Genomic DNA, 13,699 nt, shown 5'->3' with positions numbered 1-13,699 from the left:
ATGCGCGGCGCCCGAGCAGACAGGCAAGAGCTCTGGACCCTTGCCTGTCTGAATGACCGGATTATTCCAGGTTTTCGCCACGCTCGCGTGCAATGGCACGGTAGCCAATGTCCTTGCGGTAGAAACAGCCTTCCCAATCAATCTGCGCGGCAAGCTTGTAGGCTTGCTGCTGAGCGGCATCGACGCTGGCACCCATGGCAGTGGCGCATAACACTCGACCACCAGCCGTCACGACCTGGCCGTCCTTCAATGCCGTACCTGCGTGGAAAACCTTACCTTCCAACTGGGCGGCGGCTTCCAGGCCCTTGATGGCGCTGCCCTTGGCGTAGTCGCCCGGGTAACCACCGGCCGCCAGCACGATGCCAACGCTCGGACGTGGATCCCATTGGGCTTCAACCTTGTCCAGCGCTTGGGCCAGAGCGGCCTCGACCAGCAGCACCAGGCTCGATTGCAGGCGCAGCATGACCGGCTGGGTCTCAGGATCGCCGAAACGGCAGTTGAATTCGATGACTTTTGGGTTACCAGCCTTGTCGATCATCAGGCCAGCATAGAGGAAACCGGTGTAGACGTTGCCTTCCTCGGCCATGCCACGCACGGTTGGCCAGATGACCTGGTCCATCACGCGCTGGTGAACGTCGGCGGTGACCACTGGCGCGGGGGAGTAGGCACCCATGCCGCCGGTGTTCGGGCCGCTGTCGCCATCGCCGACGCGCTTGTGGTCCTGGCTGGTGGCCATGGGCAGGACGTTCTTGCCATCGACCATGACGATGAAGCTGGCTTCCTCGCCGTCGAGGAATTCTTCGATTACCACACGGGAACCGGCGTCACCGAAGGCGTTGCCAGCGAGCATGTCGCGTACGGCTTCTTCGGCCTCGCTCAGGGTCATGGCCACGATCACGCCTTTACCAGCGGCCAGGCCATCGGCCTTGATCACGATCGGTGCGCCTTTTTCGCGCAGGTAAGCCAATGCCGGTTCGATTTCGGTGAAGTTCTGGTAGTCGGCAGTTGGGATCTTGTGGCGCGCCAGGAAATCCTTGGTGAACGCTTTCGAACCTTCCAGCTGCGCGGCGCCGGCAGTCGGGCCGAAGCAGTCCAGGCCACGGGAGCGGAACAGATCGACTACACCGGCAACCAGTGGTACTTCCGGACCGACGATGGTCAGCGAGACATTTTTCTCGGCGAAATCGGCCAGTTGCTCCAGGGCCAGCACGTCGATGGCGACGTTCTCGCACTTGGCTTCGATGGCGGTGCCGGCATTGCCCGGAGCGACAAAGACCTTCTGCACGCGCGGATCCTGAGCCACTTTCCAGGCCAGGGCGTGTTCACGGCCACCGCTGCCAATGATCAAAACATTCATTTCAAAAAACCTCGATGACGCTGATTCTGGATGCAGCGTTAAAGCTGCCTTTCTGTGGGAGCGAGCTTGCTCGCGATGGCGGTGCGTCAGCGGACGCCAATGCTGACTGAACCGGCGCTATCGCGAGCAAGCTCGCTCCCACAGTGGGTCGGTGTATCAGTGACGGAAGTGGCGCATGCCGGTGAACACCATTGCAATCCCTGCCTCGTCGGCGGCAGCAATCACTTCTGCATCACGCATCGAACCACCCGGCTGGATCACCGCGGTGATGCCGACCTTGGCCGCATTGTCGATGCCATCACGGAACGGGAAGAACGCATCGGAGGCCATGACCGCGCCCTGGACCTGCAAACCAGCGTGTTCAGCCTTGATGGCGGCGATGCGAGCCGAGTTCACGCGGCTCATCTGACCGGCGCCGACGCCGATGGTCTGGCGGTTCTTGGCGTAGACGATGGCGTTGGATTTGACGTACTTGGCGACTTTCCAGGCGAAGATCAGGTCGTTGATTTCCTGCTCGCTCGGGGCGCGCTGGGTCACGACCTTCAGGTCTTCACTGCCGATCATGCCGATATCGCGGCTCTGGACCAGCAGGCCGCCGTTGACGCGCTTGTAGTCCCAGGCTGGCGCCCGGTCGGCCGACCATTGGCCGCAGGCCAGCAGGCGCACGTTGGCCTTGGCGGCAACGATAGCGCGGGCTTCTTCGCTGACGGAGGGGGCAATGATCACCTCGACGAACTGGCGCTCGACGATGGCCTTGGCGGTCTCGGCGTCCAGTTCACGGTTGAAGGCGATGATGCCGCCGAAGGCCGACTCGGTGTCGGTGGCGTAGGCCAGCTCGTAGGCCTGGCGGATGCCGCCCTCGGCGTCCGGGCTCACCGCCACGCCGCACGGGTTGGCGTGCTTGACGATTACGCAGGCTGGCTTGACGAAGCTCTTCACGCATTCCAGCGCGGCGTCGGTATCGGCTACGTTGTTGAAGGAAAGTTCCTTGCCTTGCAACTGGGTGGCGGTGGCGATGCCGACTTCGGCAGGCTTGGCTTCCACGTAGAACGCCGCGCTCTGGTGCGGGTTCTCGCCGTAGCGCATTTCCTGGGCCTTGACGAATTGGGTGTTGAAGGTGCGCGGGAATTCGCTGCGGCCTTCGGTGCCCAGGGTTTCGGCCGCCTGGTTCACGGTGCCCATGTAGTTGGCGATCATGCCGTCGTAGGCCGCGGTGTGTTCGAAGGCCTTGAGCATCAGGTCGAAACGCTGGGCGTAGGTCAGGCCACCGGCCTTGAGATTTTCTAGCACGCTGGCGTAGTCGCTGGCGTTGACCACGATCGCCACGTCTTTATGGTTCTTGGCCGCCGAGCGGACCATGGTCGGGCCGCCGATGTCGATGTTCTCGATGGCGGTCGGCAGGTCGCAGCCGGGCTTGTTGATGGTGGCTTCGAACGGGTAGAGGTTGACCGCTACCAGGTCGATCGGCTTGATGCCATGTTCGTTCATGATGGTGTCGTCGATGCCGCGACGGCCCAGTATCCCGCCGTGGATTTTCGGGTGCAGGGTCTTGACGCGACCGTCCATCATTTCCGCGAAACCGGTGTAGTCAGCGACTTCCACCGCGGCGACGCCGTTGTCCTGCAGCAACTTGAAGGTCCCGCCGGTGGAGAGGATCTCGACGCCCAACTGTTGCAGCTCGCGGGCGAATTCAAGGATCCCGGTCTTGTCGGAGACGCTGATCAAGGCGCGGCGGATCGGCAGGCGGGTGGTCTGGTCGGTCATTTCAGGTTCCATCAAAAGCAAGGGAAGTCAGCAAAAAAGGCGACCGTTTTTTACGCGGGCGCCTTTCTGGTTTGATTGAATGCTTAAAGTAGATCGTACTGCTTGAGTTTCTTGCGCAGGGTTCCGCGATTCAAGCCCAGCAGCTCGCTGGCCTTGGTCTGGTTGCCCTTGACGTAGTTCATCACGCTTTCGAGCAGAGGCGCCTCGACTTCGGAGAGCACCAGGTTGTACACATCCGTGACGGCAGCGCCCTCAAGGTGGGCGAAATAATTGTGCAGCGCCTTCTCGACGCTCCCGCGAAGGGTCTGGCCTTCTTCGCTGGGCGTATTGAGGTGCTGTTTCAAATTCACGTTGTCGCTCACGGGTGCTGTTCCACTCACTAAAGTCTCGGTCATCATCGTCATGCGGCCACCCCTTCGTCCCCTGTCAGGCTCTTGTAACGTTCGGCGAAAAACGCCTGAACGTCGGCGCATTGTGCTTGCGTACCATCCAAACGATTGAAACGGGCGCGAAACTCCCTGGCGCCCGGCAGGGTTGCGAGATACCAGCCCACATGCTTGCGAGCGATGCGTACGCCCATGACTTCTCCGTAGAAGGCATGCAGCGCGGCCAGATGCTCTAGCAGAATACGTTCCACCTCGGACAACTGCGGCGCAGCGAGCTTTTCTCCCGTGCGCAGGTAATGTTCGATTTCACGAAAAATCCATGGCCGCCCCTGGGCGGCCCGGCCGATCAACAGGCCGTCGGCACCGGTCGCGTCCAGCACGTACCGGGCCTTCTCGGGCGAGTCGACATCGCCATTGGCGAAGACCGGAATGGACACCGCCTGCTTGATCGCGGCTATGGTGTCGTACTCGGCTTCGCCGGTGTACAGGTCGGCACGGGTGCGGCCATGGACCGCAAGCGCCGTGATACCTGCCTGTTCGGCGATCTTCGCCACCGTCAGGCCGTTCTTGTTCTCCCGGTCCCATCCGGTGCGGATCTTCAGGGTCACCGGCACATCGACCGCGGCGACAACCGCCTGCAGGATCTCGGTGACCAGCGCTTCGTCTTTCAACAGTGCCGAGCCTGCGGCCTTGTTGCAGACCTTCTTCGCCGGGCAGCCCATGTTGATGTCGATAATCTGCGCCCCCAGCTCTACGTTGGCTCGGGCCGCTTCCGCCAACATCTGTGCATCACCACCGGCGATCTGTACCGAGCGCGGCTCGGGATCACCTTCGTGGATCATGCGCAGGCGCGATTTGCGGGTGTTCCACAAACTCATGTCGCTGGTGACCATTTCCGAAACCACGAGTCCTGCGCCCAATCGTTTGCACAACTGACGGAAGGGCTGGTCGGTGACGCCCGCCATAGGGGCCAGGACCAGACCGTTCTGCAATGTATATGGGCCGATGCGTACCGCCGACATAGGAGTTCCCTGAAGTGGGGCCGGATCATGAGACTTCGAAAAAGGGTTGGCATGATACCCGCTCTCGATGACTGGATAAAGGTCGAATTGGATAAAATCTGAACAGCTATTCCGTTATCGCCAGCGGTTTGGTTTGGGTCGGGCGAGTCAGAATGCCGTCGTCAATCGATCGACCCTGCAGCCTTCATTCGGGCGAATGGAAGCTCAGGCTGTAGTTCACCGCCTTCGGTCCCGGATCGAGGATGTCCAGGGCGATATGGATCGGCGTCTGCGGCGGCATTTCCCCCCGGCCTTCGAGATCGCCGCCCAAATACTCACCCGGCTTGAAACGGCGACTGGCGATCAGGTGGCCGTTGAGGTCGGCAAAGCGCAGCTCCAGCAGTGGGAAGGGCTGGGAGAAGGGCGCGCGGTTGTAGATGATCGCATCCACCACCAGGGCTGCGCTGAACTCTGGATGGCTGCGCACCACCAGGTTGCTGCTCTTGATCTTGGCGATGTCGACCTTGGAGGGGACGTCGCAGCCGATGGCCGGGCAGATTTGCAGGAACCACGGGCGGTACTGGTCCTGGCGAGCCAATTCCTCGAAGTGATAGGCGATGTACTGACCGCCCAGGGCGGCGGCGGCGAGCAGCACCAGCAAACCCCAAAGCAAGCGCCGGCCCCAGGGCGAGCGGCGTTTGCGCCAATCCAGTTGCAGCGGGTCGTCGTCCAGGTCCTGGAGGGCTTCGGCGCGTATGCCGGGCTCCTGGCGATCACGTTTCTTGCGCGGTGTCGCCAGCGGCTCCGGCTCGTCGTCCAGGTCGTCCGTGGCGGACAGTCGCTCCAGGTGCTCGTCGGTCTCCTCGTCCGGCGCCAGGCTCAGCGGGGCGACGGGCTCATCGTCCGGTTCCAGCGGCTCGAGGGCCAGGGACAAGGATGGCTCGGTTCGCGGCGGGCGGGCCGGTTCATGGGGCTCGAACGGTTCGAGAGGGGGCTGGATGGCGGTCTCGGCGCGCTCGGCGGTGGATTCGCTGTACAGGCTGTCAGCCCAGGGTTCCTGGTCGCTCGAAGGATGCTCGCGCAGTGCGCTCAGGTTGTCTTCGCGGCGCCGTCCGAAGGTGTCGGGTGCGCGTTTGTCGCGCCGTTCCAGACGAGCCAGTTCCTTGTCCAGGTCATCGAGATCCAGTTCGGCGGCAGTCCATTGTTTCTGGCTGATCGCCCGTGGCGCTTCGACCACGGGTTTTGCCGGGGAAGCTGGAGCAGTAGCGACGTCCTTGGTGGCGCGTTGCTCCAGCAATTGCTTCGCGGCATTGAACACTTGCAGGCACGAGCCGCAACGAACCACCCCGCGTGCGACGCTCAATTGAGCATGGCTGACGCGAAAACTGGTGTGGCAATGCGGGCACTGAGTGACGAAGCTGTCGGTCATGCGGCAATCCGGTCGATACAGGCGGTCATTCTAGCGCCGACGTCCAGTGATGCGCACCCAGCCATCGCGATTGGCGATCGGGTCCAGGTTGAAATCCGCGGCATAAGCGGCAGCGACTTCTTCACCCTGTTCGGCGAGGATGCCCGACAATGCCAGGCGTCCGCCCGGTTTGACCAGGCTCGACAATTGCGGCGCCAGGGACACCAGCGGGCCGGCAAGAATGTTCGCCACCAGCACGTCGGCCTGTACCTTCGGCAGATCCTCGGGCAAGTACAGCGGGAACAGCGCTTCGTCGATGTTGTTGCGCCCGGCGTTGTCGCGGGAGGCTTCCAGGGCCTGGACATCGATATCGGTGCCGACCGCTTCCTTGGCACCCAGCAGCAGGGCGGCGATGGCCAGGATCCCCGAGCCGCAGCCGAAGTCAAGCACATTGCAGCCGTCCAGGTCCTGGCCGTCGAGCCATTCCAGGCACAGCGCGGTGGTGGGATGAGTGCCAGTACCGAAGGCCAGGCCCGGGTCCAGCAGCAGGTTCACCGCGTCCGGTTCGGGCGCTGCATGCCAGCTCGGCACGATCCACAAGCGCTGGCCGAAACGCATGGGTTGGAAATTGTCCATCCAACTACGTTCCCAATCCTGGTCTTCAATCACTTCGCTGTGATGTTCGGGCAACGGGCCGCCGGTCAGCAGCTCCAAATGGGCGAGCACGCTGGCCGCCTCGGTGCCGCCTTCGAACAGCGCCAGCAGGTGGGTGTGGGACCACAGCGGGGTGGTGTTGAGCTCAGGCTCGAAGATCGGCTGGTCTTCGGCGTCCATGAAAGTCACCGATACGGCACCTACTTCAAGAAAGGCGTCTTCGTAGGTTTCGGCTTGTTCCGGGCTGATGGCCAGGCGTACTTGCAGCCAAGGCATGGCGGGCACCTTTGAAAAATCGATAGGGGGCAGCAGGAGGCTGCAAAGGCGCGCAGTGTACGCCAGGTCGCTCCCAAAGTGGATAAGCGAGGCCTGGACTGGCCCGGTTGGTGTTTCGATATATATATGTATGACATTGGCCTGCCGCAGGGCGGATAAGGTGCGCATCCACACAACAGGGAAGGATGTGCATGGACGACATGGCCGAGTGGCAACAAGACAGGGATGGCGCGACGTCGTTATCTGACCGGAAAGAGGCATCTGCCCAGGCGATTCTGGAAAAGCTGACGGGCTGGCAGACTGTTATCGAGGCAAAGATGCAGGCCCAGAATACTTTTCTGGAGGAGCTGGAAGTTTATCTGCTGGTCGGGCTGCGTACCCATTATCGTCATGGCAACATCGATTCAGACTTCATTGGCACGCTGCTCGACGCGGTGTTGCAACGCAAGATCGACCCGTCGCCCGCGGTTTATGACGAGCATCAGGATGCGCCTTATCGCTGGGAAGGGGGGGCTGACCTGGGGTTCTCGGCTGAACGTCGGGATATCCTCGAGCAGGTCCTCGAAGGGACCGCTTCGACCATCCTCAACCATTACGAGGACTATCTTCGGCGCCATTGGAAAATGGCCGGACACGATGCTGCGCTCGAAAGCATCGTCCAGGAAAAACTCAACGAGCATGTGGCGGCAATCGACGCCATCCTTCAACCGCAAAGGTTGGTTGGGTTGGATGTCGAGCAACTGCGCGCAAGGATAGAGGAGCTGCAACAATCCTGGCGCCACATGGGGAAAGCGAATGCGCTGGCGACCCCTCGGGAGCGACGGGCATTGGACGCGATAATGCGTGCGCAATTGCCTGATTGGCTACGGGGGTTGGGTGCAGCCGACCGTAAACGGTTGGAGGCGTTGAGCGAACATGCTGGGCAAACCCAGGCAATGGTCGATGAATTGCTCGACGGCTTGGGCTCCCTGGAAGCGTTCGCTCGGCGCCAGGCCCAAGGCTACATCAGGCGCGAGCTGGACATGGAAGTCGAACCTGACAGGGTTCGCGTGCAGCTGCAGTGGCGAGCGGTCATTGGCCAGCCTGTGCGAACCTATAACCTGAGTGAACTGGTGGCGGCGGGGCCGGTCAGGCCCGATGCGGTGACGGTGCGCCTGGTGGAGAATGGCGGCATGCTGCGCAACGAGCCCCTTGCCTCGGCATTCGTGGGGCAGATGTTGTCGAGCCTGGACGCACCTGCCGGTTACTTTTCTGCATTGTCGAGTCGGTACAACCGCGCGGACCTCAAGGACGCCCTGCTCGATTGGTTCATGGCGCGATTGCGACACAGCGCATTTGTCGCGCGGTGCGCGGGCCTAGTCACGGTGTCCAGCCACGACGAGCTCTACACCTTGCTGAACAGCTCATTTGCTGGACAAGGCGTGGGTGGATTGCAGGTTACCAATGTCGAACTGCCCAATTCGTTCCGATGCGCCGATCTGCTGCTGTTCTACCACGACGATGCACAGGGACAAGTCAGCGCCCCCCTGCTGTATGCCCCTGGTAAGCCCGATGGGCAGGAGTGGATCGCCCTGCCTTCGCTTCGGGCCGTGAGCGCCGAGATCGGTAGCTGGATTGCGAGCGAAACGGGTCGTGAATACCTGGTGCAGCAGATATCCCCGGTTGAACGTGACAGCGCTCGGGAATATTTTGTCGGCGTGAGGCAAAAGCCGACCACATGGGATTTGAGCAGGGACCCCAGAGGGACGCAAAAAGGGCTCAGGCATTGTCTTGAGCAGGCTGTCCTGACAGGGCTGAACCACAATCTGCAGCAGGTGGAATGGCACGACTCGCCTCGCTGGTACTCGGCCTTGCCACTTGAATCGCGGCGAAGCATCAGTGGCTTGAAGCAAGAGTCCCTGGTCCATCAGCAGGTCTTCGATGAGCAGTTGGCGGGTTATGAACTTTTTGTCGACTTTGCCAAGCGTACCGTCACGCAAGCGATTGCTCCGTATATGCGCAGCAAGGGCGTACGAGAACCGGTGGATCCGGAGACGGTTCTTATCGACTACTTCCCGGGGCTGGGAAGTGACAGGAGGGTAACCAGCCTGCTGGAACTCGCGATTTATGGGTACGACGACAACGCTGGGATAGACAACCCAAAACAAGGTGTGCGCTCGTCCGTTGGACAGGATTTGGGCCAGGTCCGCAGCGCCGACCTGGCGCTTTATGTTCGTGGGGCCTACCTGGGCGAAAAATACGCCAAGGAAATCCGTGCCAGGTTTCTCGATGCCAATGACCCGCAATACCAGAAGCGTCGCGATGCCTGTCGCTACATGCTGCTGGCGAAGATGGATCGCGACCTACGTATCGCGTATGGCCGGTCAGTGTTGAGCACCGACGCGTTCAACTGGCTCACGCGGCAAGTCACGTTGCTGAGCGACAGGAGACCGGCTGGCGGCCCCATCTATCCAGCGACGGCGGTCACGCGTGAAGGTGTGTTCAAGTTTACGGTCAACGGTCATGTCGTGTTGGGCGTCTACGTTTTCGCCTACTTCGAACCGAAGGGCTCCTACTGGCTGTACACGCCCGATGCCCCGGACGGCATCCGTTTTCGCAACTACCTGGCCTTCACCGGGCGCACCGCGGCGCAACTGCACGATTATGTCGTGGAGCGGGTGGCATTGATCGCGCGTGGTTCCGTCGAACAATCGTTGCGGGCATTGGGGGCAGGTACCACGCGCGTCGATACCCTGCGTGAATTCAGCCGTGTGGTCGATATCGACGCTGAGTTCGATGCCTGTATCGAGCGGGCTATCGCGGACGTGGAAGATGTCACCACCCGTCGTGCAGAGGCCATCACGCAGCAGATTCAGAAAGGGCTGCTCTTTGCGGCTGCGCCGGTGTGCATGGTCTTCCCGCCGTTTGCCCTGCTGTTGGATATCGTATTTATCGGCCTCAGCTCCAAGCAGGCAATCGAGGCGCATAGGCAGGGCGATACCCAGGAGGCTCTCGAGCATTGGCTGGAGGTTTCCTGGGGCGCGCTGCTGGCGGTGCCAGGGGTGACCGGCATGGCTGCATTGCTGCGCCGTTCGGTGATGAGTCTCAAGCGTGCGGCCAAGCCGTTGTCGTTGTCGGCGCAACGTCTGAAAGGCGCTGCGGTATCCGCTGTGAACAAGGATACCGGGCCGCTGGTCCAGCCCATCCGTTTGAAGCCAAGGCAGGCGGTCGACGCAACGCCTGAAAATCTGCAATGGGTGAGCGAGGAGGGGATTTTCTACGGCACCTACCGCAGTCCGCCCAGCGCATCGCAGCCACGAAGTACCTATTACATACGCAGCCGGGGCCGGTACTTCCAGGTAAAGGAGGACGCTTACTTTGGCGGTCTATGCCTGGTGGATGCCAGTCGTCCCGGCGCGCTATACAACATGCCCATACGCAGGATGACGAATGGCAAGTGGACGCATAACAGCGTTGGCTTGAGAGGGGGTAATGATGGCGTGCGTAACCTGGGGCGAGTCGACGATCTACGGGAGGCGTTCCCGGGGCGCGTCGATCCTGACGTGACAAGAGGCGCGTTGCAGGGCGAGGCCGTAGTAGCACGCTTCAATGAGGCGACGGCTGACGGGTATCTGTTCTCGCTCAACGCCCAGACATGCGTGATCGCTTCGTTATATAACCCCGTTACCCGAGTGGGGGCGGTCATTCATTTCGATCACAATATTGGCAGGCTCATAGAGGAAGGTGTCGAGGCTCTGTTGCGGCGCCTTGGCGGATCCGCAAAGGATATCCGCGTCACGCTTGTAGGTGGGGACTGGTTGACGGGTCTGGACATTGGTGAGCCGGTCAGGACCGTGATGCGGCGCAAAGGCCTTGAGCCAACCTGGGACTTCTGGTCGTATTCTTCCTGCTTCGGTAATACCTATGGTGTATCGCTGAATCTCAAGAGCGGCATCACTTCGGTCTTCAAGATGTCGCAGACCCAAGTCGAGCGTTATTACGTCCCAGTGCTGTCACGGGCCAAGTACAGTACCGATCCGGTATCGATACGTGCGCGTAGATTCATGACGCGCACGCGCAGCGAACCTTTGATGGCAAACGCCAACGGTGCCGTCCGCACCCGCCAGGGCAGGCCGGCGACAACGGCGCAACTTGCGATGAACAGGTTCTCGATGGTGAGCCTGAACTGAGTGGGTCTTCTAGCCCGACGATGGGCAAAAAAAGACCCCGGGCCAAACGGACCGGGGTCTTTTCACATCCCTTGGAGCATCAGTGCTGGTTGCCCAGCTTGTGTTCCAGGTAATGAATGTTGACGCCACCCTCACAGAAACCCTCGTCGCGGACGAGATCGCGGTGCAGCGGGATGTTGGTCTTGATCCCGTCCACCACGATTTCATCCAGCGCATTGCGCATGCGCGCCATGGCTTCTTCACGGGTCGCCCCGTAGGTGATCAGCTTGCCGATCAGCGAGTCGTAGTTCGGCGGAACCGCATAACCGCTGTACAGGTGCGAATCGACGCGAACGCCGTTGCCACCTGGTGCGTGGAAATGCTTGACCGTGCCTGGGCTCGGCATGAAGGTCTTCGGATCTTCAGCGTTGATCCGGCACTCCAGCGAGTGGCCGCGAATAACGACGTCATCTTGAGTGAACGACAGTTTGTTGCCGGCGGCGATGCTGAGCATTTCCTTGACGATGTCGATACCGGTGACCATCTCCGAAACCGGGTGCTCCACCTGAACACGGGTGTTCATTTCGATGAAGTAGAAACGACCGTTTTCGTACAGGAACTCGAAGGTGCCGGCGCCACGGTAGCCGATGTCGATGCAAGCCTTGACGCAGCGAGCCAGGACTTCCTGGCGAGCCTGCTCGTCGATGCCCGGTGCCGGTGCCTCTTCGAGGACCTTTTGGTGACGACGCTGCAGCGAGCAATCGCGGTCGCCCAGATGGATGGCCTGGCCCTGGCCGTCGGACAGAACTTGCACTTCGACGTGGCGTGGGTTGGTCAGGAATTTTTCCAGATAGACCATCGGGTTGCCGAACGCCGCGCCTGCTTCGGAGCGGGTCAGTTTTGCCGAGGAAATCAGGTCTTCTTCCTTGTGAACCACGCGCATGCCGCGACCACCGCCGCCGCCGGCGGCTTTGATGATCACCGGGTAGCCGACTTCGCGGCCGATGCGCAAAGCGGTTTCTTCGTCTTCAGGCAGCGGGCCGTCGGAACCCGGAACGGTGGGTACGCCTGCGGCGATCATGGCGTGCTTGGCGGAAACCTTGTCGCCCATCAGGCGGATGGTCTCGGCTTTCGGGCCGATGAAGGCAAAACCGGAGTTTTCGACCTGTTCGGCGAAGTCGGCGTTTTCCGCCAGGAAGCCGTAGCCAGGGTGAATGGCGGTGGCGCCGGTCACTTCGGCGGCGGCGATAATCGCCGGGATGTGCAGGTAAGAGTGCGCAGCCGACGCGGGACCGATGCAGACGGATTCGTCCGCCAGGCCCAGGTGCATCAGTTCTTTGTCGGCCTTGGAGTAAACGGCGACGGTCTTGATGCCCATCTCTTTGCAGGCACGCAGAATCCGCAGGGCGATCTCACCGCGGTTAGCGATCAGAACTTTTTCCAACTTCGCAGTCATCAAAGGCTCTCCGCGGTTCAAACGATGGTGAACAGCGGTTGGTCGTACTCAACCGGCTGGCCGTCTTCAACGAGGATGGCTTCGATCACACCGCTGGTTTCAGCTTCGATGTGGTTCATCATCTTCATGGCTTCGACGATGCACAGGGTGTCGCCTTTCTTCACGGTCTGGCCAACTTCAACGAAGGAAGGCGAGGTTGGGGAAGACTTGCGATAGAACGTGCCCACCATTGGCGAGCGGGCAACGGTGCCGTTCAGCGCTGGCGCGGCAGGTGCGGCTGGCGCTGCGGCGGCGGCCGGAGCTGCTGCGGGAGCAGGCGCAGCGGCTGGAGCCTGCATCGGTGCAGGTGCGTAGAACTGCTGGGCCGGGGTCTTGCTGTGACGGCTGATGCGTACAGACTCTTCGCCTTCCTTGATCTCGAGCTCGTCGATGCCGGACTCTTCCAGCAACTCGATCAGTTTCTTAACTTTACGGATATCCATGAATCATCAACTCCCAAGGGTCGGTCAGGGGCGTTTAACGCTTGTTGTTCAAGCTGTTGCCTGTTTTTCAAGCTGCTCTAGGGCGGCCTCCAGGGCCAGTCGGTAACCGCTGGCGCCAAGGCCGCAGATCACTCCCACCGCTACATCGGAGAAGTAGGAGTGATGGCGGAAAGGTTCGCGTTTGTGCACGTTGGACAAATGCACTTCGATGAATGGGATGCTCACCGCCAGCAGCGCGTCACGTAATGCGACGCTTGTATGTGTAAAAGCTGCTGGATTGATCAAAATGAAGTCCACGCCTTCGCCACGCGCGGCATGGATGCGGTCGATCAACTCGTATTCGGCATTGCTTTGCAGATAAAGCAAATGATGGCCGGCGTCCCGGGCCCGCTGTTCCAGGTCCTGGTTGATCTGGGCCAGCGTCACGGCGCCATAAACGCCCGGTTCACGGGTGCCAAGCAGGTTCAGGTTGGGTCCGTGCAGGACCAATAGGGTCGCCATCTGCTGTTCCTTGTTATCTGTGAGCAGGTGTCAGAACCCGGAGACTATGCCGCAAAGCCTTTATGACTGTCCAGTTCTCGGCAATAGCCAGCACGTTGACCGATGTTTACGCGAAGTTTGTGACTGAGCTTTATCATCCGGTCATTCGGTTGAACTGACCCACCGCTATCGCGAGCAGGCTCGCTCCCACAGGGGGATGTGCGGTGAGCATCTTCCTTGGGCCATACCCAATAAATGTGGGAGCGAGCCTGCTCGCGATGACGCCG

10 protein-coding genes are annotated in these 13,699 nt (G+C 60.9%); 1 reads left to right on the top strand and 9 read right to left on the bottom strand.

Annotated elements, in window-relative coordinates; translation table 11 throughout:
• Positions 1 to 61 precede the first annotated feature (61 nt).
• The 6 genes from purD to prmA all read right to left on the bottom strand — a co-directional run bounded on the left by purD (position 62) and on the right by prmA (position 6,846).
• Positions 62 to 1,357 carry a phosphoribosylamine--glycine ligase gene (gene purD / locus DOCECA_RS19220; RefSeq protein WP_434560865.1) on the bottom strand — a complete coding sequence of 432 codons (1,296 nt, stop codon included), beginning with the start codon at positions 1,355 to 1,357 and terminating at the stop codon, positions 62 to 64.
• A gap of 156 nt (positions 1,358 to 1,513) precedes the next feature.
• Positions 1,514 to 3,121 (bottom strand): bifunctional phosphoribosylaminoimidazolecarboxamide formyltransferase/IMP cyclohydrolase, encoded by a 1,608-nt coding sequence (gene purH / locus DOCECA_RS19215; protein ID WP_434675815.1) that lies wholly within the window; start codon positions 3,119 to 3,121, stop codon positions 1,514 to 1,516.
• An 83-nt stretch (positions 3,122 to 3,204) separates the two neighbouring features.
• A complete protein-coding gene (gene fis, locus DOCECA_RS19210) occupies positions 3,205 to 3,525 on the bottom strand; it encodes a DNA-binding transcriptional regulator Fis (protein ID WP_007921650.1) in 321 nt (106 codons plus the stop codon).
• Positions 3,522 to 4,529, bottom strand: a complete 1,008-nt coding sequence (gene dusB / locus DOCECA_RS19205; protein WP_434560863.1) for a tRNA dihydrouridine synthase DusB — start codon at positions 4,527 to 4,529, stop codon at positions 3,522 to 3,524. The genes fis and dusB overlap by 4 nt, the downstream gene beginning before the upstream one ends.
• A 184-nt stretch (positions 4,530 to 4,713) precedes the next feature.
• The gene (locus DOCECA_RS19200; protein WP_434607976.1) at positions 4,714 to 5,937 is read right to left on the bottom strand and encodes a DUF3426 domain-containing protein; all 1,224 of its coding nucleotides are present in this window, start codon (positions 5,935 to 5,937) and stop codon (positions 4,714 to 4,716) included.
• A 30-nt stretch (positions 5,938 to 5,967) separates the two neighbouring features.
• On the bottom strand, positions 5,968 to 6,846 hold the full coding sequence (gene prmA, locus DOCECA_RS19195) for a 50S ribosomal protein L11 methyltransferase (RefSeq protein WP_420766273.1): 879 nt from the start codon (positions 6,844 to 6,846) through the stop codon (positions 5,968 to 5,970).
• Positions 6,847 to 7,037: 191 nt separating this feature from the next.
• Here prmA and DOCECA_RS19190 point away from each other — a divergent pair, with 191 nt between their 5' ends.
• Positions 7,038 to 11,015, top strand: a complete 3,978-nt coding sequence (locus tag DOCECA_RS19190; protein ID WP_445570936.1) for a dermonecrotic toxin domain-containing protein — start codon at positions 7,038 to 7,040, stop codon at positions 11,013 to 11,015.
• A gap of 79 nt (positions 11,016 to 11,094) precedes the next feature.
• Here DOCECA_RS19190 and accC read toward each other — a convergent pair whose 3' ends face one another.
• Genes accC through aroQ form a run of 3 tightly spaced genes read right to left on the bottom strand, consistent with a single transcriptional unit; the run spans position 11,095 to position 13,433 of the window.
• On the bottom strand, positions 11,095 to 12,450 hold the full coding sequence (gene accC, locus DOCECA_RS19185) for an acetyl-CoA carboxylase biotin carboxylase subunit (protein ID WP_420766275.1): 1,356 nt from the start codon (positions 12,448 to 12,450) through the stop codon (positions 11,095 to 11,097).
• A gap of 17 nt (positions 12,451 to 12,467) precedes the next feature.
• A complete protein-coding gene (gene accB / locus DOCECA_RS19180; protein WP_434560857.1) occupies positions 12,468 to 12,932 on the bottom strand; it encodes an acetyl-CoA carboxylase biotin carboxyl carrier protein in 465 nt (154 codons plus the stop codon).
• A gap of 48 nt (positions 12,933 to 12,980) precedes the next feature.
• Positions 12,981 to 13,433: a type II 3-dehydroquinate dehydratase gene (gene aroQ, locus DOCECA_RS19175; protein WP_420766277.1), complete on the bottom strand. Its 453-nt coding sequence runs from the start codon at positions 13,431 to 13,433 to the stop codon at positions 12,981 to 12,983.
• Positions 13,434 to 13,699: the final 266 nt, after the last annotated feature.

It is taken from the genome of Pseudomonas sp. E102, assembly GCF_052660185.1.
This window is presented reverse-complemented; position numbering and strand designations above follow the sequence as displayed.

Coding starts and splice junctions, on each gene's coding strand:
- DOCECA_RS19190 (WP_445570936.1), top strand. CDS start 7,038: ATGGACGACATGGCCGAGTGGCAACAAGACAGGGATGGCGCGACGTCG.
- accC (WP_420766275.1), bottom strand. CDS start 12,450: ATGACTGCGAAGTTGGAAAAAGTTCTGATCGCTAACCGCGGTGAGATC.
- purH (WP_434675815.1), bottom strand. CDS start 3,121: ATGACCGACCAGACCACCCGCCTGCCGATCCGCCGCGCCTTGATCAGC.
- accB (WP_434560857.1), bottom strand. CDS start 12,932: ATGGATATCCGTAAAGTTAAGAAACTGATCGAGTTGCTGGAAGAGTCC.
- aroQ (WP_420766277.1), bottom strand. CDS start 13,433: ATGGCGACCCTATTGGTCCTGCACGGACCCAACCTGAACCTGCTTGGC.
- fis (WP_007921650.1), bottom strand. CDS start 3,525: ATGACGATGATGACCGAGACTTTAGTGAGTGGAACAGCACCCGTGAGC.
- purD (WP_434560865.1), bottom strand. CDS start 1,357: ATGAATGTTTTGATCATTGGCAGCGGTGGCCGTGAACACGCCCTGGCC.
- dusB (WP_434560863.1), bottom strand. CDS start 4,529: ATGTCGGCGGTACGCATCGGCCCATATACATTGCAGAACGGTCTGGTC.
- DOCECA_RS19200 (WP_434607976.1), bottom strand. CDS start 5,937: ATGACCGACAGCTTCGTCACTCAGTGCCCGCATTGCCACACCAGTTTT.
- prmA (WP_420766273.1), bottom strand. CDS start 6,846: ATGCCTTGGCTGCAAGTACGCCTGGCCATCAGCCCGGAACAAGCCGAA.